Annotated in this window: 16 protein-coding genes and 1 riboswitch; of the genes, 9 read left to right on the forward strand and 7 right to left on the reverse strand. The window is 71.6% G+C overall.

All coding sequences use genetic code 11. The annotated features are described in order from the left end of the window. The first annotated feature begins 18 nt into the window (after positions 1-18). From JXZ78_RS15635 to JXZ78_RS15645, 3 genes are all read left to right on the forward strand, one after another. A complete protein-coding gene (locus tag JXZ78_RS15635; protein ID WP_030021194.1) occupies positions 19-507 on the forward strand; it encodes a hypothetical protein in 489 nt (162 codons plus the stop codon). Positions 508-580: 73 nt separating this feature from the next. Continuing rightward, the gene (locus tag JXZ78_RS15640) at positions 581-1771 is read left to right on the forward strand and encodes a sensor histidine kinase (protein ID WP_030021195.1); all 1191 of its coding nucleotides are present in this window, start codon (positions 581-583) and stop codon (positions 1769-1771) included. Next, positions 1768-2445: a response regulator transcription factor gene (locus JXZ78_RS15645; RefSeq protein WP_030021196.1), complete on the forward strand. Its 678-nt coding sequence runs from the start codon at positions 1768-1770 to the stop codon at positions 2443-2445. Before JXZ78_RS15640 ends, JXZ78_RS15645 begins: the two co-directional genes overlap by 4 nt. 35 nt (positions 2446-2480) lie before the next feature. Here JXZ78_RS15645 and JXZ78_RS15650 read toward each other — a convergent pair whose 3' ends face one another. The 5 genes from JXZ78_RS15650 to JXZ78_RS15670 form a co-directional block, all read right to left on the reverse strand. Further along, a complete protein-coding gene (locus tag JXZ78_RS15650; protein WP_030021197.1) occupies positions 2481-3155 on the reverse strand; it encodes a DUF7342 family protein in 675 nt (224 codons plus the stop codon). Next, a complete protein-coding gene (locus JXZ78_RS15655; RefSeq protein ID WP_078624377.1) occupies positions 3152-4792 on the reverse strand; it encodes an ATP-binding protein in 1641 nt (546 codons plus the stop codon). Before JXZ78_RS15655 ends, JXZ78_RS15650 begins: the two co-directional genes overlap by 4 nt. Positions 4793-5264: 472 nt before the next feature. Further along, positions 5265-6281: a ferredoxin family protein gene (locus JXZ78_RS15660; RefSeq protein ID WP_030021199.1), complete on the reverse strand. Its 1017-nt coding sequence runs from the start codon at positions 6279-6281 to the stop codon at positions 5265-5267. 762 nt (positions 6282-7043) lie between these two features. After that, positions 7044-7673: a GNAT family N-acetyltransferase gene (locus tag JXZ78_RS15665; RefSeq protein WP_030021200.1), complete on the reverse strand. Its 630-nt coding sequence runs from the start codon at positions 7671-7673 to the stop codon at positions 7044-7046. Between the two features lie 270 nt (positions 7674-7943). Further along, positions 7944-9203, reverse strand: coding sequence for a citrate synthase (locus tag JXZ78_RS15670; RefSeq protein WP_030021201.1), 1260 nt, complete (start codon positions 9201-9203; stop codon positions 7944-7946). 472 nt (positions 9204-9675) lie between these two features. Between JXZ78_RS15670 and JXZ78_RS15675 the strand changes: the two genes are divergently transcribed. Beyond that, complete coding sequence (locus JXZ78_RS15675) at positions 9676-10842, forward strand: citrate synthase/methylcitrate synthase (protein ID WP_030021202.1); 1167 nt, start codon at positions 9676-9678, stop codon at positions 10840-10842. 59 nt (positions 10843-10901) lie between these two features. Beyond that, on the forward strand, positions 10902-12152 hold the full coding sequence (locus JXZ78_RS15680; RefSeq protein ID WP_238783136.1) for a CobW family GTP-binding protein: 1251 nt from the start codon (positions 10902-10904) through the stop codon (positions 12150-12152). A 211-nt stretch (positions 12153-12363) separates the two neighbouring features. Here the strand turns inward: JXZ78_RS15680 and JXZ78_RS15685 are convergent, their stop codons facing one another. After that, a complete protein-coding gene (locus JXZ78_RS15685; protein ID WP_030021204.1) occupies positions 12364-14811 on the reverse strand; it encodes a DNA gyrase/topoisomerase IV subunit A in 2448 nt (815 codons plus the stop codon). Between the two features lie 247 nt (positions 14812-15058). Between JXZ78_RS15685 and JXZ78_RS15690 the strand changes: the two genes are divergently transcribed. The 4 genes from JXZ78_RS15690 (at position 15059) to JXZ78_RS15705 (ending at position 19967) form a co-directional block, all read left to right on the forward strand. Next, positions 15059-16396 (forward strand): M16 family metallopeptidase, encoded by a 1338-nt coding sequence (locus JXZ78_RS15690; protein WP_030021205.1) that lies wholly within the window; start codon positions 15059-15061, stop codon positions 16394-16396. A gap of 20 nt (positions 16397-16416) precedes the next feature. Next, positions 16417-17784, forward strand: coding sequence for a M16 family metallopeptidase (locus JXZ78_RS15695; RefSeq protein ID WP_033038306.1), 1368 nt, complete (start codon positions 16417-16419; stop codon positions 17782-17784). Positions 17785-18076: 292 nt separating this feature from the next. Then, a riboswitch (cyclic di-AMP (ydaO/yuaA leader) is annotated at positions 18077-18231 on the forward strand. 13 nt (positions 18232-18244) lie between these two features. Next, positions 18245-19042, forward strand: a complete 798-nt coding sequence (locus JXZ78_RS15700; protein WP_030021207.1) for a M23 family metallopeptidase — start codon at positions 18245-18247, stop codon at positions 19040-19042. Positions 19043-19301: 259 nt separating this feature from the next. Continuing rightward, complete coding sequence (locus JXZ78_RS15705) at positions 19302-19967, forward strand: GntR family transcriptional regulator (RefSeq protein WP_372498427.1); 666 nt, start codon at positions 19302-19304, stop codon at positions 19965-19967. Positions 19968-20275: 308 nt separating this feature from the next. Here the strand turns inward: JXZ78_RS15705 and JXZ78_RS15710 are convergent, their stop codons facing one another. Further along, positions 20276-20557, reverse strand: a complete 282-nt coding sequence (locus JXZ78_RS15710) for an HPr family phosphocarrier protein (RefSeq protein ID WP_030021209.1) — start codon at positions 20555-20557, stop codon at positions 20276-20278. Positions 20558-20941: the final 384 nt, after the last annotated feature.

Consider the following 20941-nt stretch of genomic DNA (forward strand, 5'->3'; position numbering starts at 1 on the left):
GCCACGGAGGCCCAGGCCATGAGCGACTTGCTCAACGTTCTCGTCATCGTCGCGGTCATCGCGTTCGTCGTCGTACGGCAGTTCAAGCCGCAGCGGCTGACGTCGGAGGGCAGGCGCTGGTGGCTGCTGCCCGCCGTCCTCGCTTTCCTGGCGGTCCGCGAACCCGGCCTGATCGACCACGCGCACCCCGACGGGTCGGTCGCCCTCCTGGCCGTCGGCGTACTCCTCGGCCTGCTCACCGGTGCCGCCTGGGCCTGGACCCTGCGGATCTGGACGGACGCGGACGGGCAGGTCTGGTCCGCCGGGCGCGCGGTCACCGCCGTGGCCTGGCTCCTCGGAGTGGGACTGCGTTTCGGCCTGTACGGGATCGCGGTGCTGGTGGGGATCCACCTGGGCACCCAGGCCACGATGCTGAGCGTGGCGGCCACGCTGCTCGCCCGTACGGGCACCCTGACATGGCGCGCCCAGCAGCTCCGGCCGACGTACCGTGTTGCTGCCGGTGGCTGAGACCACGGTCCCGCGTCCCGGCCGTACGGGCCGGCGGCCCGGCCCCGGGAGCACCGTGCCGGAAGGATCGTTTGTGCCGCTGAATTTCTGGACGAGCTGGCCCTCGCGGGAAGCGCTCTCCCGCGATGCTTCGAGCAGGACACGGGTGTGGATCGGCAGGGCCATCCGCGCCGTGATCATGGCCGGTCTGCTGTGGAGCGCGCTGGCGGACCAGGCGTTCCGGGACACGGGAGCGGTGCTGGGGCTGGCCGCGGTCGCACTCTGCGGCCTGCTCCTGTGGGGATTCTTCCGTACGACCTTGGAGCACCGACTGTGGCCGGCGCTCGGCCTGCTGGCCCTTCTGGAGGCAGGCGCGTTCTGGTTCCACACGGAAGGCGCGAGAGTGCCCGCGGCCGTGGTGTGGGGCGCGTGCGCCGTCCTCTCGATGGCGCGGCTTCCGCTGGCAGTGGCCGTGCCGTGCATGGTGGTGTCCCTGGCCGCGTACGCCACACGCAGCCCGGACAGCTGGCTGTCGATCACGGCGACCGTCATCGGGCTCGGGCTGGCCGGATACGTCTCACGGCTGGACTCCGAGGCACGGGGCAACGCGCAGCGGCTGCTGGCCCAGGAGCGGGCCGCCCGTAAGGCCGAGGCCGAGACGGCCGCGCTGGCCGAGCGCGGCCGCATCGCCCGTGAAGTCCACGACGTGCTCGCGCACAGTCTGAGCGCGCAACTCGTGCACTTGGAGGCGGCGCGGCAGCTGATCCAGCGCAGCGGTGACCTGGAGGCGGACCGACAGCAGATCCTGGAGCGGGTCGTGGCGGCGCGCGGCATGGCCAGGGAGGGCCTGGACGGCACGCGTCAGGCACTGTCGGCGCTGCGCGGCGAGATGGCACCGGTGGAGGACTTCCTGCGCCATCTGACAGCCGCTGAGAACGCCCGCCTGGAGGTGACGGGGGAGCGGCACGAGCTGCCGCCCGAAGCCGGCCTCGCGCTGCGCAGGGTGGCCCAGGAGGCGCTCACGAACGTACGGAAGCACGCGCCGGGCGCGCGGGTGACCGTACGGCTCGCCTATGCGGAAGCCGAAGTGGAGCTGGAGGTACGCGATTCCGGGACGCGCAGGAGACCCCGCGGAACCGGGCCGGGGACCCTCGACGATCTCGGCTCGTCCGGTTCCGGGTACGGTCTGCTGGGGATGCGGGAGCGCGCCGAACTCCTCGGTGGAACGCTGGATTCCGGTCCTGCCGAGGAGGGTTTCGTGGTGCGGTTGAGGGTGCCGGTATGACGGCGCGCGTCGTGGTCGCCGACGATCAGACGGTGGTGCGTGAGGGCATCGTGATGCTGCTGGGGCTGCTGCCGGGCATCGAGGTCGTGGGCTCGGCCGGGGACGGCGAGGAGGCGGTACGGCTCACCGCCGAACTGGCCCCGGACGTCGTCCTGATGGACCTCCGGATGCCCCGCTGCGACGGTGTCGAGGCCACCCGGAGGATCCGGACGGAGCACCCGGGCACCGAGGTCGTCGTCCTGACGACCTACGCGGACGACGACCATCTCTTCCCCGCGCTGGAGGCCGGCGCCCGGGGCTACCTGACGAAGGACGCGGACGGCGACGAGATCGTCCGGGCCGTCGAGGACGTGCTGTCGGGCGCGGCCGGGCTGTCGCCGAAGGTGCAGCGGCGGCTGCTGGAGCGGTTCGCGGAGCCCGTGCGGACAGCCGCCCCCACAGCGCCGGCCGATCCCCCGGACGGGCTGACCGCGCGCGAGGTGGAGGTGCTGAGGCTGGTCGCCGAGGGACTGTCCAACCCGGAGATCGCCCGGTCGCTGCACGTCTCGAACGCGACCGTGAAGACCCACATCAACAATCTCTTCGCCAAGGCCGGGCTGCGGGACCGGGCCCAGGCGATCCACTACGCCTACCGGCACGGTCTCGCACAACCGCCCGGCTCGTCCATCACCTGATGGGGTGAAGAGCCCGCGAGAACGGCGCCCGGCCGTCAGACCCAGACGTAACGGTGTTCGGGGCGGCCGGTCTCCCCGTACCGGAGACTGAGGCGGACCCGTCCGGCCCGTTCGAGAAGCTTGAGGTAGCGCTGCGCGGTCTGCCGGCTCAGGCCCGCCTGCCGGGCCACCTCCTGGGCGGACAGCGGCGCGTCCGCCGAGCGCAGAACGGACCGCACCCGGTCGGCGGTGGCCGTCGAATGCCCCTTGGGCAGCTCCGCGGGGCCGGCGTTGACGGCACCCAGCGCCCCGAAGAGCCGGTCGACTTCGGACTGTTCGGCCTGGCCACCGCCCTCGAAGGTGCGGTGCAGGGCCGCGTAACCCTCCAGCTTGGAGCGGAGACCGGCGAACGTGAACGGCTTGACCAGGTACTGCAACGCCCCGTGACGCATGGCCGCGTGGACGGTCACGATGTCACGCGCCGCGGTCACCATGATCACATCGGTCTGCAAGCCGCGCTGCCGTAGCCGTGCGACGAGCTGGAGGCCGGTCTCGTCGGGCAGGTAGTGGTCCAGCAGGACGAGATCGACGGAGGCGGCCTCCAGGGCGTCCAGGGCCTCGGCGGCGGAGTGGGCGAGGCGGCTGACGCGGAAACCCGGGACCTTGGCGACATACGCGGCATTGATCTCGGCGACCCGTACGTCGTCGTCCACGACCAGTACGTCGATCATCGCGCGCCTCTTGAGCCGTCACCACGGCCGTCGCGCCTACGTCCCTCCGGGGCGCGTGCGCCCGCATCGGCGCCACCGCCCGGGATCTCCTCCGAGAGCGCGTCGGACAGCGCATCAGGGAGCGTGACGGTGAACTCCGCGCCACCGCCGGGGCTCCCGGTCACCTCGGCGGTGCCTCCGTACCGTTCGGCCAGGCGGCGTACGAGTGCGAGGCCGATCCCGCGCTGCCCGTGAGCAGGGGGTTCCTTGGTCGTCCAGCCTTCGGTGAAAATGTCCGCGCGCCGAGCCTCCGGCACTCCGGGTCCGTTGTCACGGACCCGGACGACCGCGGTGCGGTCCTCGGCGCGCATCTCGACCTCCACGCACGCCCCGGGGCTGCCTGCCGTGGCGTCCAGCGCGTTGTCGACCAGGTTGCCCAGGACGGTGACCAGGCTGTGCGGATCCACCACCCGGTCCGGCAGGCGGCTGCCGGGCGCGATGCTCAACGAGACGCCGCGCTCGGTGGCGACCGTCGCCTTGCCGACCAGCAAGGACGCCAGCAACGGATCGTGCACCCGCTCGGTGACCTGCTCGGCCGTCGCCCGGTGCACGCCCACCGCCTGGGTCACGAACTCCACGGCCTCCTCGTGCAGCCCCAGTTCCAGCAGACCGAGCAGAGTGTGGAGGCGGTTGGCGTGCTCGTGGTCCTGGGCGCGCAGGGCGTCGATGAGCCCCCGGGTGCCGTCCAGCTCACGGCCCAGCCGCTCCAGCTCGGTACGGTCGCGCAACGTCACCACGGCCCCTCCGTCGTCGGTCGGCATCCGGTTGGCCACCAGGACGCGCTGCCCGCTGACGGTGAGCAGGTCGGCGCCGCTGACCCGCCCGGAGAGCACTTCCGCGGTACGGCCGGGCGGCAGCGCTTCCGCCAAGGGGCGGCCGGTGTCCTCGGAACGCAGGTCCAGCAGGCGCTGCGCCTCGTCGTTCAGCAGACGGATACGGCCGTGCGCGTCGAGCGCGACAAAACCCTCCCGGATGCCGTGCAGCATCGCCTCGCGCTCGGTGAGCAGTGCGGAGATGTCCGAGAAGGCCAGGTCATGCGTACGGCGCTGGAGACGTCGGGCGACCAGGTAGGCGGCCAGCGCCCCGACGGCGAGCGCCCCGCCCGCGTAGGCGAGCAGCTGGGGCACGGTGCTGAGCAGCCGCTGCTGCACGCTCTCGTACGCGATGCCGACCGAGACGGCGCCGACGATCTTCCCCGCTTCGTCCCGCAGTGGCACCTTCCCGCGCGCGGAGCGGCCCAGAGTGCCCTCGTCGATCTGCATGACCTCGTGGCCCGCCAGGACGCCACGGGGATCGGTGGAGACGTGCCGCCCGATCTCGTCCGGATCGGTGTGCGACCAGCGCACTCCGTGCGTATCCATGATCACGACGTACTCCGCTCCGGTGGCACGGCGGATCCGTTCCGCCTCGTTCTGGACGGGGCCGCCGCGGCCCGGGCGGGAGCTTTCCAGCGCGTCGTCGAGACGTGACTCGGCGGCGGTGGTCTGGGCGATGGCCAAGGCGCGGCGCATCGCCTGGTCGTCGAGCTGGGCGCTGAGCGGAGCGAGGAAGAGGCCGGTGGCGAGCGCCGTGACGCCGGCGGCGATGGCCAGCTGCATCAGCAGCACCTGCGCGAAGACGCGGCGCGGCCAGCCCACGCGGAGACGCAGCGCCGACAGCACGGCACGCAGCGTCGACAGCGCGGCAGGCGGCCCGCCGCTCTCGGCCTTTTCGCTCATACGAACGAACAGTAAGCGGGGCGGGGTGTGGCTCGGTAGTCGCGGAGATCGTGGGCGGGGTGGCCGAGGCGCCTGTGGGCAAGTGGCGAGGCAGTTGTCCACAGGGCTTTCGCGAGCTTCCTCGGCGTGGTTAACCTCGGAGAGTCACAGAGAGTTACCAAACGCTAGCGATGGAGGGGCCGGCGGTCGGCGGGGAGTTCCACCGGTTCGGATCAAGGAGGGCGTCATGGGGGCGAAGGCGGCGGGCGGGGCTGGAAGGTGCCGCGGAGGGCTCGGGAGATGCGGAAAAGGCGGAGAGTACGGAGAACGACGGATCCGCAGAGGTCGCAGAGGGTGCGGTCAAACGCTTGGATCAGTTGAGCGGGCGTACGGAGAGCACGGCCATCCGGGCGGGTGTGCCGAGCGGAGAACCGCAGCTGACCGGCGCCGAGGTGCCGTCGGCGCGCTGCTGGACGGTGACCAGCCAGGACCGGCCGTCGCTGTGCGTGACGGTGACGACCCAGGTGGGGGCGGGCTCCTCGTGGCGGGCGGCCGCCGGGGGCATCGGGGCCGCCGCAGTGGTGTCCTTGCGGCGAAGCCCTTCCGTCGTCTCGTCCGCGTGATCACCGTCGCGGTCAGGAGGCGGTACGGATTCGCTGTGCACGACGTCGATCGCGTCCGCCCGGTCCTCGCCTGTCAGCTCGCGAACGGCGAGGTCGGCAGCCTGCGCCGGGCGCTCCCAGGTCGAGCGGCCACGGCAGTGGTCCAGGAGGATCCGACCGTCCCGTGCCGACGCCACGGCCTCCTTGACCAGCGGAGCGGAAGCCCGCCCGTAGGCGTAGCCGTACGGGAGGACGAAGAGGGTGGGGGAGAAGCGGTGACCGCCGATGTGGGTGACCTCCCACGCCTCGGTGCCGCTGTCGGCGAGTTCGGAGGCCAGCGGACGTCCGAGGACGGCGCAGCAGCGGTCCCGCTTGCCGTTGGTGCAGACGAAGACCAGCGGCTCACCGTCATACGCATCCCAGAGCCCACCGTGCTCGCCCGCGCCCAACCGGGCGAAGTCGAGGTGCAGCAGGGCTTCCGGGTCGGCGACGGAGGTGGTCCGGATCCAGGAGTGGCTGGGTGCGGTGTGGGCGAGAAAAGCCCTGCGGGCGGGGGCCCCGTGACAGTCCGCGTGCCGGCCCGGCCGGCGGACGAGGGCCACGCGTACGCCCGTGTTGTCCGCCGCCGCTTCCAGGGCCCGGCCGATGCGAGGGTCGAGGTGGCTCTCGGTCAGCGCTTCGGTGCCCCAGGGCCCGGTCTGCTCGACGAGCAGCCAGGTCCGGGCGGTGGCCGAAGTGCCCGCGACGGGCTCGGCGGCATCGCGGGAAGCGGTTGCGCACGTGCTCACATAGGTAACCCTAACCTGCCCCGGAGCGACGGGAATCCCGAACCGAAACCGCGTGCAGCGGGGACCGGAGACGCGCGGATCGGGAGACGTACAGGGAGTCGAGCGGGGTGGGTGCCGAACCGAATTGAGGATCGGGTTACTTCGCCGATGGGGCGCTTGCGGTTGTCGCTCGGGGCGGGCGTCCCCGGGACACGCCTCGCCACCCCGGTCTCGGCGCGCAGCCGACAGGCCAGCGCCTTGACCTCGGCGGCTTGCAGTGGTGTGAACGAGGCGGGACGGCCGCAGCCTCTGCGGTCTTTGATCCCGGGGAAGCCCTCCTGGACGAACCGGCCTCGCCGGCGGCGCGCGGTGTCCAGGTGCAGTACCGTCTCCCGGGCGATGCGCGCGTTGGAGCGTCCGCGAGCGCCGTGGAGCACCACCTGGGCGCCCGCACCCGCAGCTGGTGCTTGGTCTCGTGGCCGTAGGCCATCTTCTTCAACAGCACGCGTTCGGCGGCGCTCAAGGCTCTTCGGGCAGGCAGCGCGGACGGGCATGGCGGGCGAACCGATCGGCCGAAGTGGATCACTGGCACGCCACAGCCTGCCCCGCCCGCGGAGGCGGAGCCCAGACGTCGTGGCTGGGCTCGGCATCCCGTGCCATGAGCACCGGGTGGGGGCAGACGGCCCTGACCGCAGTTGTGTGAAGGCCGGAGCGGCGACTGCCCGGAGGCCGTTGGGGCTCTGGGGATTCCGCCCACCCCCGCGTACGGCCAATGCTCCTGCTTCAGGGCCGGTAGACGCACTCCGCCAGCGTCGCGTGCTTCTTCCAGCCCAGCGTCTCGTACAGCGCGCGCCCGGCGTCGGTCGCGCCGAGAACGCCGAGGACCGCGCCCTCCTCCAGGGCGCGGTCGGCAAGCGTACGCATCACGAAGTCGCCCAGCCCACGCCGCCGATGGGCCTCCTCGGTCACCACCCGGTCCACGACCGCAGCTCCCCCGAGGGACGCCATCTGCCCCTGGGCCGCCTGCTCGCCCGCCGCATCCAGCACCCGAGCGTAGGTGACGGCTCCCATGGTCTCCACGGTCGCGGTGTACCCCTCAGGCGCGACCGGATCCGTGGCCATCAGGTCAACGGCCATCAGGTGGCCGCTCTCCTTCCAGGCCCACCCCTGGGGCAGCCAGGGCTCGATGTCCTCCGGCTCCGCGGGCATCTTCATCCAAGTCCGCGGCTCGGAGACCGAGGCCGTGGCGCTGCGGATCGACAACTCCTCGGCCTCGGGCAGGACATGGCGTCCCACTTCGTCGGCGTTGCCGGCCACCTCGACATAGAACCCCCAGGGCTTCTCGACGGGCGGGGGCGTCCGCCGGGACACGGCCCAGCCCGCCACCCAAGTCCCGACTATGTCCGCAACCATCAAGTCCTCCCGAAGGTGTGGCCGTACAACGGCCAGGTAATAGACAGCGGCCGGGATCACGCATTAGGTCGTCGTGCAGTCCGGGGCATCTGTTTTGCCGGGGTGCAGCTCCTGAAGGGCAGTCGTGAAAGATCGCAAACAGCAGAACCGCCACCGGCCGGCAGCCATGACGAGGACACCGCCGCCCTGTTCACCTGCAGCCCGAAGGCACCCTGGACTGCGCCTCCGGGCCGGGGGAGCCGCTACTGGGGGGTGATGCTTCTGGGTGGGTCACGGTAGGGGCTGTGGTGGGCGTAGGCCTGTGTAGTGGCCGCTGGGGCGCAGGCGCATGGGGCGTTCGTCGTACTCCTCCAGCGCGTGGGCGATCCAGCCGGCGGTTCGGGCCACCGCGAAGACGGTTTCGCCGGCCTCGGGGATCATGCCGGACGAGACGGTCAGTACGCCCAGGGCGAGGTCGACGTTGGCGTGCAGCGTGGCGTGGCGGGCGGTCGTGGCGGCCACTTCGCGTGCGGCCCGCAGTGCTGGGCCGGCCTGGGGTACGTCCTCCAGGAGCCGGAACAGCGCGCGGGCGCGGGGGTCTTCGCCCTGGTAGACGCGGTGGCCGAGGCCGGGTACCCGGCGTCCGGCGCGCAGGTGGTCCGCCACCACGGCCGCCGCGCTGCCCCGTTCCAGTACCTCTTGGAGCATACGGTGGGTGAGGCTGCTCGCGGCGCCGTGCAGTGGGCCGTCCAGGGCGCCGAAACCGGCCGATACGACGGTGTACGGGTGGGCTCGCGCGGAGGCGGCCACCCGGGCGGCCAGGGTGGAGGCGGCCAGGTCGTGGTCGATGAGGAGGACGAGTGCCGCGGCCAGCACTCGTAGTGACGCCTCGTCAGGATGTTGTGCGGTGAGGCGTGACCACAGGCGGCGGACGATCGGGGAGGAGGTGCGGTCCGTACCGCTCTCCAGGCGGGGCAGGGCGTCGACGAGTACGGGGATGAGGGCGCGCGCCGTGCCCAGGACGGCGTCCTCGGACAGGTCGAAACGCAACGGGTCGGCGGAGGCCGCCGCCACCACCGCGACGCGCAGCCGGTCCATCGGGCCGCTGTGTGCGGGGAGTGCGTCGACTGCCCGTCGGGCGGCCGCGAGGGCTTCCTCCGGTGCGGTGAAGTGGGTCCCGGGGCGCAGTACGCCGGTCCAGAGCCACTCGGCGACCTCTTCGTAGCCGTAGTGGTCGGCCAACTCGGTCGTGTCCACGCCGCGGAAGTAGCAGCGGTCCGCGTCGATGAGGGTGATGCCGGTACGGAGGGCCAGGTCGCCGCTGCCCGCGGGCGGCTCGCGGCGGGCGCCGCGGCGGGCGAGGGCGTCCACTTCCGCGGCGTCGAAGGTGCTGCCCCGGCCGCCGGGGGCCCGTCGGCTGGTCAGCTGGCCGCGGCTGACGTATGCGTAGATCGTCTCCGGCTTCACTCCGAGCCGGTCGGCCGCTTCCCTGGTGGACAGCCGCCGCTCGCCGCCGGTCCTCTCTGGGGGGCTGCCTACTTCGCTGCCGATGTCTCCTTCACTGCTGACGCCCGCTGCGCTGCCGGTGCCTCCACCGCCACTGACGTCATGTCCGCCGGCATCGCCGTCTTTTCCTCCGGGGCCGCCAGTGCCACCGGCGCCGGTGGCGGCGCCACCGTTGCCTTCGCCGGAGCCGCCGCCGATGCCGGTACCTCCGCCGAGACTTCCGGCGTCCTCGCCGTCCTTGCCGCCATCGGCGCCTCCGAGATCGCGCGCGCCGCCCTTGCCGCCGTGGGCCTTTCCGAGACCGTCACCGCCGCATGCGTCGTCGCCAGGCCCTGCAGCCGCGCCACCCCCGGCCTCCTCAGCGCCCCCGCCATCATCCGTTTTGTGCTCCGCCATGCCGTCCACCCTATCGATTGGCCCTGTACTCATATTGATTCAATCAATATTGACAGCGATACAGTCCAGAATAGACAGTCGGATCAATGGGGAACGCCCAGGAAAGACAGGGAGGACTGCCATGTCGATTGCCGAGGCCGGTGCGACGTTCGACGCGCCCCGTGGGCTTGCGGGAGTGATCGTCACCGAGACCGAGCTGGGGGATGTGCGGGGCGGGGAGGGCTTCTACCACTACCGGCAGTACTCCGCCGTGGAGCTTGCGCAGAGTCGTTCCTTCGAGGACGTCTGGCACCTGATGTTCCGTGGGTACCTGCCGGACGCGGAGCAGCGCGCGGCCTTCGAGGCGGAGACCGTGGCGCTGCGTCATCTGCCCGACGCCGTACGGGACGCACTGCCCGGTATCGCCCGTGCGAGTGCCCGCAGCGGTCCGCTCGCCGGTCTGCGTACCGCGCTCTCCCTGTTCGGGGCGGCAGCGGACTTCCAGCCTCTCTACGACATCGACACCCGGCAGCGTGGCGTTGACGCGCTCGCCGCATGCGCCGCGGTCCCCACCGTGCTCACCGCGCTGCACCGCATCGGACGCGGCCTGGAGCCGGTCGAGCCGCGGGACGACCTCTCGTACGCCGCCAACTATCTGTACATGCTCACCGGCGAGGAGCCCGACCCCGCGCGCACCAGCGCCATCGAGCGGTACCTGATCTCCACCGTCGACCACGGCTTCAACGCGTCGACGTTCACCGCCCGCGTCATCGCCTCCACGGGCGCCGACCTCGCGGCCTGCCTGGCGGGGGCGGTCGGCGCGCTCTCCGGGCCGCTGCACGGCGGCGCGCCCAGCCGGGCGCTGGATGCTCTCGACGCCATCGGCAGCCCGGACCGTATCGACGCCTGGATCCGCGAACGGGTCCGTTCGGGGGAGCGGATCATGGGTTTCGGGCACCCGGTCTACCGCACCGAGGACCCGCGTTCGCGGATGCTGCGCGATGTCGCCCGGGGGTTCGGCGGGCCGCTCGTGGACTTCGCGGTGCAGGTGGAGGAGCGGGTCGAGGCGCTGCTCGCCGAGCTCAAGCCCGGCCGGGAACTGCACACCAATGTCGAGTTCTACGCGGGTGTGGTGATGGAGCTGTGCGGCCTGCCGCGTGAGATGTTCACTCCCACCTTCTGTGCGGCCCGGGTGGTCGGGTGGAGCGCCAATATCCTGGAACAGGCGGACGACTCGAAGATCATCCGCCCGGCGGCCCGCTATGTCGGTCCGCCCCCGCCGCAGCCGGTACCCGCCGCGCTGAACTGACGGCGTGCCGGACCGACGGCGCGCCGCCGACACCGACGTACGACGATGGAGGCGCCCCCTTGGCCCCGCAGGCCCCGCGACAGATTCCGGTCATCGTGCTCGCCGGATTCCTCGGTTCCGGCAAGACGACCCTGCTCAACCATCTGCTGGGCCGCAGCGGCGGCAGCCGCGTCGGAGCGGTGGTCAACGACTTCGGCAGCATCGAGATCGACGCCATGACGGTGGCCGGGCAGGTCGACTCGATGGTTTCGCTGGGCAACGGCTGTCTCTGCTGCGCCGTCGACACCAGCGAGCTGGACGAGTACCTGGAGCGCCTGGCCCGGCCGTCGGCCCGTATCGATGTCATCGTCATCGAGGCGAGCGGTCTGGCCGAGCCGCAGGAACTCATCCGCATGATCCTGGCCAGCGAGAACGACCGGATCGTCTACGGCGGGCTGGCCGAGGTCGTCGACGCGGCGGAGTTCGGGGCCACCCGAGCCCGGCATCCGGAGATCGACCGGCATGTGGCCATCGCCGATCTGGTGGTGCTGAACAAGGCCGACCGGATCGGGGAGGCGGAGCAGCGGTCACTGCTGGAGACCCTCGCCGAGCTGAGCCCGGGGACGCCGGTCGTGCCCGCCGCGTACGGGCGGATCGACCCGGAGCTGTTCTTCGACCGCAAGCCGCGCGACGCGGACGACGAGGCGGTCCGTCAGCTGTCCTTCGAGGACCTGTTCCGTGCGGAAGCGGAGGCCGAGGCGGAGGCGCAGGCGGAGGCCGGAGCGGGCGGAGAAGCGGCCGGGGAACACGCGTGCGGCGAGCACGGACCGGGGTGCCACGGCCACGGCCACCGGCAGCATCTTCACGCCGCCTACGAGAGCGTCGCATTCGAGTCGGACGAGCCGATGAACCCGCGCCGGCTCATGGCCTTCCTGGACAGCAGGCCCGCCGGCCTCTATCGGATCAAGGGGTTCGTCCACTTCGACGTGCCGGAGAACCGTCAGAAGTTCGCCGTGCACGCGGTCGGCGACTTTCTGCGCTTCTATCCTTCGCCGTGGCAGCCGGACGAGGAGCGCCGCACCCAGCTCGTCCTGATCGGCAGCGGGATCGATACGGCGGCGGTACGCAAGGAGCTGACCGACTGCCGGGAGACGGGCCCGGAGCGCGCCGACGTCAACAGCATGTGGGGCGTACTCCGGTACGTACCGTCCAACGGAGAGCCCGGTGCGTCCGGTGAACCCGGCGAGCCCGACGACTTCGCCGGTCCGCAGGAGTCGGAGCCGCAGGAGTCGGAGCCGCAGGAGTCGGAGCCGCAGGAACCGGATCAGTAGGAGCCGGATCAGCCGAGGAGCCCGACGACCGGTAGCCGCAGCCCACGCCCCCGTCCGGACACCGAGCCCCCGTAAACAGCACGACAGGCCTGACGCCCCGATGCCCCGACGGGCGCGACGAGTACGGCGACGCCTCCGGCCCGGCCCCAGCCGTCCCGGAGGCGTCGCCACCCGTATCACCGTCCCGGGCGCAGCACCGCGCCCGCGCCCGCTACACCGGCCCGGCCAGCGCGCTGACCGGCTTCGTCAGCGGGACGCCGGAGCCGTCCCGGCGCGGGTCCGGCTCCGGCAGGTCGACCGGGACGCCCTTGGCGTTCGCCGCCCGCACCGGCGCGGCGCCGGCCCAGGCCAGGGAGAGGCAGTCCTCGCCCTTCAGGAACCGCTGGCAGCGCACGCCACCGGTCGCCCGGCCCTTGCGCGGATACTGGTCGAAGGGGGTGAGCTTGGCCGTGGAGACCGAGTCGTCGAGCGTGCCGTGCGAGCCGGAGACGGTGAAGACCATGGCGTCGGCGGCCGGGTCGACGGCCGAGAAGAAGATGACCTTCGCGTCCGGGCCCAGTTTGATGCCCGTCATGCCGCCCGCGGGCCGGCCCTGCGGCCGTACCTGGCCGGCCGGATAGCGGAGCAGCTGTGCCTCGTCGGTGATGAAGACCAGGTCCTCCTCGCCCGTACGCAGCTCCGCGGCGCCCACGATGCGGTCGCCGTCCTTGAGGGTGATGACCTCCAACTCCTCCTTGTGGGAGGGATAGTCCGGCACCACGCGCTTGACGATGCCCGCTTCCGTGCCGAGGGCCAGCCCCGGTGAGGATTCGTCGAGCGTCATCAGGCAGATCAGCGTCTCGCCGTCCTGGAGGCTGAGGAACTCGGAGACCGGCGCGCCGCCCGACAGGGTCGGCGCCGCGATGGTGTCCGGGAGCTGTGGCAGATCGACCACCTGGAGCCGCAGCAGCCGGCCGGTGGACGTCACCGCGCCCACCTCGCCGCGCGTGGTGGCCGGCACCGCCGAGACGATCACGTCGTGCTTGACGCGCTTGGCCTCCGCGTCGAAGTTCACCTCGCCGTTGGCCGTACGGGCCAGCAGGCCCGTGGAGGACAGCAGCACCCGGCACGGGTCGTCGGCGACCTCCAGCGGCACCGCCGCCACCGGGGCGCCCGCCGACTCCAGCAGGACGGTGCGCCGGTCCGTGCCGTACTTCTTGGCCACCGCGGCCAGCTCGCCGGAGACCAGCTTGCGCAGCTCGGCGTCCGATTCGAGGATCTTGGTCAGCTCCTCGATCTCCGCCTTGAGCCTGTCGCGCTCCGACTCCAGCTCGATGCGGTCGAACTTGGTCAGGCGGCGCAGCGGGGTGTCGAGGATGTACTGCGTCTGGATGTCGCTCAGCGCGAAGCGGTCCATCAGCCGCTCCTTGGCCTGGGCGCTGTTGTCGCTGGAGCGGATGAGGCGGATCACCTCGTCGATGTCGACCAGGGCCGTGAGCAGGCCCTCGACCAGGTGGAGACGGTCGCGCTTCTTGGTGCGGCGGAATTCGCTGCGCCGGCGCACCACGTCGAAGCGATGGTCGACGTACACCTCCAGCAGCTCCTTGAGGCCCAGCGTCAGCGGCTGGCCGTCCACCAGCGCGACGTTGTTGATGCCGAAGGACTCCTCCATGGCCGTGAGCTTGTAGAGCTGCTCCAGGACGGCTTCCGGGTTGAAGCCGTTCTTGATCTCGATGACCAGGCGCAGGCCGTGCTCGCGGTCGGTGAGGTCCTTGACGTCCGCGATGCCCTGGAGCTTCTTCGCGCCCACCAGGTCCTTGATCTTGGAGATGACCTTCTCGGGGCCGACCGCGAACGGCAGTTCGGTGACGACCAGGCCCTTGCGGCGGGCGGTGACGTTCTCCACCGCGACGGTGGCACGGATCTTGAAGGTGCCGCGCCCGGACTCGTACGCGTCGCGGATGCCGCCCAGGCCCACGATCCGGCCGCCGGTCGGCAGGTCGGGGCCCGGCACGTAGCGCATCAGCGTGTCGAGGTCCGCGTTCGGGTGCTTGATCAGGTGGCGGGCGGCGGCGATGACCTCGCCGAGGTTGTGCGGCGGCATGTTCGTCGCCATGCCGACCGCGATGCCGGACGCGCCGTTGACGAGGAGGTTCGGGTAGGCGGCCGGCAGGGCGACCGGCTCCTGCTCCTGGCCGTCGTAGTTCGGTGCGAAGTCGACGGTGTCCTCGTCGATGGACTCCGTCATCAGGGAGGTCGCCGAGGCCATCTTGCACTCGGTGTACCGCATGGCGGCGGGCGGGTCGTCGTTTCCGAGCGAGCCGAAGTTGCCGTGGCCGTCCACCAGGGGCAGCCGCATGGAGAAGGACTGCGCCATCCGCACCAGGGCGTCGTAGATGGAGGCGTCGCCGTGCGGGTGGAGCTTACCCATCACCTCGCCGACGACACGGGCGCACTTGACGTAGCTGCGCTCGGGGCGCAGCCCCATCTCGTTCATCTGGTAGAGGATGCGGCGGTGTACGGGCTTGAGGCCGTCGCGGGCGTCCGGGAGGGCGCGGGAGTAGATGACCGAGTACGCGTACTCAAGGAAGGAGCCCTGCATCTCGTCGACGACGTCGATGTCGAGGATCCTCTCCTCGAAGTCGTCCGGCGGCGGGGTCTTCGTGCTACGGCGGGCCATCGCGGCTGCGGCTCCTTCGCTTGCGTCCTGCTGCTTGCCGATGCGGGATCAACGTTCGGGTCTTTCGCGGACCATTGTGGCCCGCCCCACTGACAACGCCGACCGCGACCCTCCCCAGGGCCCGGACGAGGTCACCGCGAAGTCCGCTCGTACGAGGCAGCCCGGCCGGGAACTTCGCCATAGCTCGGCACGCTTGCATACAGTGACAGAACTTCCTCGCAAGCGGATCGAAGGGACGTACATGCCCATGGGTCACACGGCCACAGAACAAGCCGGCTCCGGCGGCCTGACAGCGACCGAGCACCGGCTGGCCAACGGCCTGCGTGTGGTGCTCTCCGAAGATCACCTGACCCCGGTCGCCGCGGTCTGCCTCTGGTACGACGTCGGCTCGCGCCACGAGGTCAAGGGGCGCACGGGCCTGGCCCACCTCTTCGAGCACCTCATGTTCCAGGGCTCCGCCCAGGTCTCGGGCAACGGCCACTTCGAACTGGTCCAGGGCGCCGGCGGCTCCCTGAACGGCACCACCAGCTTCGAGCGCACCAACTACTTCGAGACCATGCCCGCCCACCAGCTGGAGCTCGCGCTCTGGCTGGAGGCCGACCGCATGGGCTCCCTGCTCACGGCGCTCGACGAGGAGTCCCTGGACAACCAGCGCGACGTCGTCAAGAACGAGCGCCGCCAGCGTTACGACAACGTCCCCTACGGCACGGCCTTCGAGAAGCTGACGGCCATGGCCTACCCGGAGGGACACCCGTACCACCACACGCCCATCGGTTCGATGGCCGACCTGGACGCCGCCTCCCTGGAGGACGCGCGGGCCTTCTTCCGTACGTACTACGCGCCCAACAACGCGGTGCTGTCGATCGTCGGCGACATCGACACCGAGCAGACCCTCGCCTGGGTGGAGAAGTACTTCGGCACCATCCCCGGCCACGAGGGCAAGCAGCCGCCGCGCGACGGCTCCCTCCCGGAGGTCATCGGCAAGGAGCTGCGCGAGGTCGTCGAGGAGGACGTCCCCTCCCGCGCCCTGATGGCCGCCTACCGCCTCCCGCACGACGGCACCCGCGAGGCCGACGCGGCCGACCTGGCGCTGACCGTGCTCGGCGGCGGCGAGTCCTCGCGGCTGTACAACCGGCTGGTGCGCCGTGACCGTACGGCCGTGGCGGCGGGCTTCGGCCTGCTCCGGCTGGCCGGCGCCCCCTCGCTGGGCTGGCTGGACGTGAAGACCTCCGGCGGCGTCGAGGTCTCCGGCATCGAGAGCGCCGTCGACGAGGAGCTGGCCCGCTTCGCCGAGGAGGGGCCCACGCCCGAGGAGATGGAGCGCGCGCAGGCCCAGCTGGAGCGCGAGTGGCTGGACCGGCTCGCCACGGCCGCCGGGCGCGCCGACGAACTGTGCCGGTTCACGGTCCTGTTCGGCGACCCGCAGCTCGCCCTGACGGCCGTGCAGCGCGTCCTGGACATCACCCCGCAGGAGGTGCAGGAGGTCGCCAAGGCCCGGCTGCGCCCCGACAACCGCGCGGTCCTCGTGTACGAGCCGACCGAGCCGACCGCCGCCGAGGACAACGACGAGGAGGCGGCCCAGTGAGTGACGCCGTCAGCAGCACGATGACCTTCCACCCGCAGCCGGTCGGCGGCGACCCCAAGCCGTGGGCCTTCCCGGCCCCTGAGCGCGGCCGGCTCCCCAACGGCCTCACGGTCCTGCGCAGCCACCGCCCGGGCCAGCAGGTCGTCGCCGTCGAGATCGACGTCGTCGCGCCCCTGGAGGCCGAGCCGGCGGGCCTGGACGGCGTCGCCACGATCATGGCGCGCGCCCTGTCCGAGGGCACCGACAAGCACGACGCCGAGGAGTTCGCCGCCGAGCTGGAGCGCTGCGGCGCCACTCTCGACGCGCACGCCGACCACCCCGGCGTCCGGGTGTCCCTGGAGGTCCCGGCCTCCCGGCTGGACAAGGCGCTCGGCCTGCTCGCCGACGCTCTGCGCGCCCCCGCCTTCCCGGACGGCGAGGTCGAGCGCCTGGTGGCCAACCGCCTCGACGAGATCCCGCACGAGCTGGCCAATCCGGCTCGCCGCGCCGCGATGGCCCTGTCTAAGGAGCTGTTCCCGGCCGACTCCCGGATGTCCCGGCCGCGCCAGGGCACCGAGGAGACCGTCACCCGTATCGACGCGGCGGCCGTACGTGCCTTCTACGAGGCCCATGTGCGCCCCGCCACGGCCACCGCCGTCGTCGTCGGCGACTTCTCCGGCGTCGATCTGGACGCGGCCCTCGCGGAGACCCTCGGCGCCTGGACGGGGTCGCCCGCCGAACCGGTGAAGGCCAGCCCGATCACCGCCGACGACACCGGCCGCGTCGTGATCGTCGACCGCCCCGGCGCCGTACAGACCCAGCTGCTGATCGGCCGGATCGGCGCCGACCGGCACGACCGCGTCTGGCCCGCGCAGGTGCTCGGCACGTACTGCCTGGGCGGCACCCTCACCTCCCGCCTGGACCGGGTGCTGCGCGAGGAGAAGGGCTACACCTACGGGGTGCGCTCCTTCGGGCAGGTGCTGCGCTCCTCGGCCGACGGCGACGGCGCCGCGATGCTCGCCATCAGCGGTTCGGTGGACACCGCCTCGACCGGCCCGGCGCTGGAGGACCTCTGGAAGGTGCTGCGCACCCTCGCGGCGGAGGGCCTGACGGACGCCGAGCGCGACGTGGCCGTACAGAACCTCGTCGGGGTCGCGCCGCTGAAGTACGAGACGGCGGCGGCCGTCGCGGGCACCCTCGCCGACCAGGTCGAGCAGCAGCTTCCGGACGACTACCAGGCCCGGCTGTACGAGCGGCTTGCGCAGACCGGCACGGTCGAGGCGACCGCCGCGGCCGTCAACGCCTTCCCGGTCGACCGGCTGGTGACGGTCCTGGTGGGCGACGCCGCCGCGATCGAGGAGCCCGTCAAGGCGCTCGGTATCGGGGAGGTGACGGTCGTCAAGGGCTGAGGCGCGACGCGCCGGCGCGGGACGGACAGCCGGTGACCGGTGGTGGCCGGTGATGGCCGACGGCTGCCGCGATGGCTGACGGCCGTGACCCGGACGAGTGACGAACGGTCACATAAGGGATCCAGTGGTGCGCAGGCGCCACTGGATCTTCTTTATGCCCCAATTGTTGGGGGTGGTTGCACGGTGCCCGTGTGGCGTACGGCACAAAACCGGGGTTCTGTTTGCCGATTGAAAGTTGCCCCGTTTAGCGTCGATCCGGCTGTCCGCAGGATCACCGCCGCAACCGCGGCACGGACAGTCATCGCCGAGTCCCCGTACGGCGCGAGTCAGGGGAGCCGGGGACCCAAGTCCCCCGGGGTGAATCGGACGCCTTCCCGGAGGCGCCCGTAGGAGACCTTCCTGCTCCGAACCCGTCAGCTAACCCGGTAGGCGAGAGGGAAGGAAAGGACACAGCCAGCCCATGGCGTTCACCCGTGCCACCGGGAAGCACCGTGGTCCGAGCCGCAGCGCGCGGACGACCCGTAACCTCGCCGGCATAGCCACGCTCGCCGCCTCCGGCGTCATCGCCTCCGTCGCCTCCCCGGCTCTGGCGGCCGGCAACCCGGACGATGCGAGCAACCACGACACCGGCCTCCACCACGCCGTCGTCCTCGGCGACGAGCTCGCCGAGCAGATCGAGGCACAGGCCGACGCGCAGCAGGAGGCCGCCGAGGCCGCCGCCGCGCAGGCGAAGGCCGAGGCCGAGGCGCGCAAGCAGGCCGAGGAGGCCAAGCGTCAGGCCGAGGCCGAGGCGAAGAAGGAGCGGGAAGCCAAGGAGCGCGCCGCCCGTGAGGCCGAGCGCAAGCGCCTGCTCACGTACGTCTCGCCGGTCGACGGCTCCTACGTCTCCACCAGCTACAAGGCCTCCAGCGGCCTGTGGTCCTCGGGCAGCCACACCGGCATCGACTTCCACGCCGCCTACGGGACCACCGTGCACGCCGTCGGCTCCGGAACCGTCGTCGAGACCGGCTGGGGCGGCGCGTACGGGAACAACGTCATCATCAAGATGAACGACGGCACCTACACCCAGTACGGCCACCTGTCGTCCATCAGCGTCTCGGTCGGCCAGACGGTCACCCCGGGCCAGCAGATCGCCCTGTCCGGCAACACCGGCAACACCACCGGGCCGCACCTGCACTTCGAGGCCCGCACCTCCGCGGAGTACGGCTCGGACATCGACCCGGTCGCCTACCTGCGCTCGCACGGTGTGAACGTCTGACGCACACCCGTCACGCTGGCTCACTCCCGTCGCACCCGTCCCCCGTACGATGCCCCGGCCCCCGCGGCCGGGGCATCTGCGTTTCCGCCCGGGGAGCACCTGGCCAAAAAATATCCATGAATGCGCCGCGGCCGTCGGAGATCTGCTTTCTGTCGCCTAGAGTCACGTCGAAAGCCGCCGTCCGGCGGCATTTCCCGGAAGTTTCCAGTGAATTACGGCGGAGGCGCATACGGTGCGAGGTCCTCTTTCCGCGCATGTGGTGTGCACGGCGATCCGTGACGACATCGTGTCCGGTGTTCTTCCGCCGGGCAGCCGGCTGATCGAGGAAATGCTGGCCGGCCGCTACGGGGTCTCGCGCGTTCCCGTGCGTGAGGCGTTGCGTACGTTGCAGTCGGAGGGCTTCGTCGTCATCCGGCACCACGCGGGTGCCTGCGTGGCCGAGCCGACCGAGCGCGAGGCGGTCGACGCCCTGGACGTCCGGGCGCTGCTGGAGCCGCTCGGCGCCGCGCGCGCCGCCGCCCGCCGCACCGCGGCCCACATCAAGGTGTTGCGCGGCGTCGTGCGGCTGGGCCGTGAGCGCGCCCTGCACGGCCACCACGTCGAGCTGCGCCAACTCGACGGCTGGTTCCACGAGACGCTCGCCCAGGCGTCCGGCAGTACCGGCCTGGCGACGCTGCTCACCCAGCTGCGGCGCAAGATCGACTGGATGTACATGGTCGAGCTCCCGGCCTGCGACGAGCGCTCCTGGGAGGAGCACGGGGCGGTGCTGGACGCGGTGAGCCGCGGGGACGCCGAGCGGGCCCGCGCCCTGATGGCGGCGCACGTCGAGCGCTCGCGCCCGGCGTACCGGCTGCGCCCGGTGGTCCTCGGGCCGGCGGTGAGGGATACGAAACAGACCGTAAACACGGCGCGCGAACGGAATTAACAGGCGGGCCGTATACAGGCGGTAGGTGATTTCACGCTATGCCGGGGAGTGGGTGCGAGTTCCGCGGCGGCACGGTGGCTGCGAGAAAGCGCGGGCTAATTTCCACGAAGGGCCGCAGAGAGTGCAGAAGAACTGCGGGTGAGGCGTGAGAGGAATTCCTCGACGTGTCCCGAGTAGTGGCGTGCGAGTTTTCCGGGGTGCCGCTCACCGGCCGTGGCGTAGGAGAACGCACGAAAAACGGCTCCGCCCCGGCGCCGGTGGCCCGGCTACCGCGGCGGAGCCGCGAACACAGTGACCCGCGAAGCGGTTCAGACGGTCTCCGGGAGCTCCTCAAGGCCCTCGGCGACCAGCTTGGCGAGGCGGTCGAGCGCGGCGTCGGCGCCCTCGGCGTCGGAGGCCAGCACGATCTCCTCGCCACCCTGGGCGCCCAGGCCCAGCACGGCCAGCATGGAGGCCGCGTTGACCGGGTTGCCGTCGGCCTTCGCGATCGTCACGGGAACCCCGGCGGCGGTGGCCGCACGGACGAAGATCGAGGCGGGGCGGGCGTGCAGACCCTCGGCCCAACCGACATTGACGCGGCGCTCAGCCATGGTGTTGCCCTTCAAGTCGTAACGGTTGTCTAGACCAGTGTCTCATGGCACTGGGAGTGCTCCGGCAGTCCGCGGCGGCGCTCGGGGCAGCGCTTTCCGCAGGCCGGGGGCACGTTACCGGCGGCTCTCCGGCATGCGCCCGTACCGTCCGCCATCCGGGATCCGTCACTCGGGACCACCGGGCCCGCCATCCGGGACCACCGGGCCCGCCACTCGGGGCCACCGGGCCCGCCACTCGGGGCCGCCGTCCCGACCGGCCGTCCGGGACCGTCGGTCCGGCCACTCAGGACCTCTGCCCCGACTGGCCGCCCGGGACTCCGGACCTACCGTCCGGACCCACCATCCGGACCTACCGTCCGGACCCGCCGCCGACCAGTCATCGGC

Origin of the sequence: Streptomyces monomycini, from assembly GCF_022271435.1 — a bacterium.
GTDB lineage: Bacteria > Actinomycetota > Actinomycetes > Streptomycetales > Streptomycetaceae > Streptomyces > Streptomyces monomycini.

Coding starts and splice junctions, on each gene's coding strand:
- JXZ78_RS15635 (WP_030021194.1), top strand. CDS start 19: ATGAGCGACTTGCTCAACGTTCTCGTCATCGTCGCGGTCATCGCGTTC.
- JXZ78_RS15645 (WP_030021196.1), top strand. CDS start 1,768: ATGACGGCGCGCGTCGTGGTCGCCGACGATCAGACGGTGGTGCGTGAG.
- JXZ78_RS15650 (WP_030021197.1), bottom strand. CDS start 3,155: ATGATCGACGTACTGGTCGTGGACGACGACGTACGGGTCGCCGAGATC.
- JXZ78_RS15655 (WP_078624377.1), bottom strand. CDS start 4,792: ATGCAGCTGGCCATCGCCGCCGGCGTCACGGCGCTCGCCACCGGCCTC.
- JXZ78_RS15665 (WP_030021200.1), bottom strand. CDS start 7,673: ATGGTTGCGGACATAGTCGGGACTTGGGTGGCGGGCTGGGCCGTGTCC.
- JXZ78_RS15675 (WP_030021202.1), top strand. CDS start 9,676: ATGTCGATTGCCGAGGCCGGTGCGACGTTCGACGCGCCCCGTGGGCTT.
- JXZ78_RS15685 (WP_030021204.1), bottom strand. CDS start 14,811: ATGGCCCGCCGTAGCACGAAGACCCCGCCGCCGGACGACTTCGAGGAG.
- JXZ78_RS15690 (WP_030021205.1), top strand. CDS start 15,059: ATGGGTCACACGGCCACAGAACAAGCCGGCTCCGGCGGCCTGACAGCG.
- JXZ78_RS15695 (WP_033038306.1), top strand. CDS start 16,417: ATGACCTTCCACCCGCAGCCGGTCGGCGGCGACCCCAAGCCGTGGGCC.
- JXZ78_RS15700 (WP_030021207.1), top strand. CDS start 18,245: ATGGCGTTCACCCGTGCCACCGGGAAGCACCGTGGTCCGAGCCGCAGC.
- JXZ78_RS15710 (WP_030021209.1), bottom strand. CDS start 20,557: ATGGCTGAGCGCCGCGTCAATGTCGGTTGGGCCGAGGGTCTGCACGCC.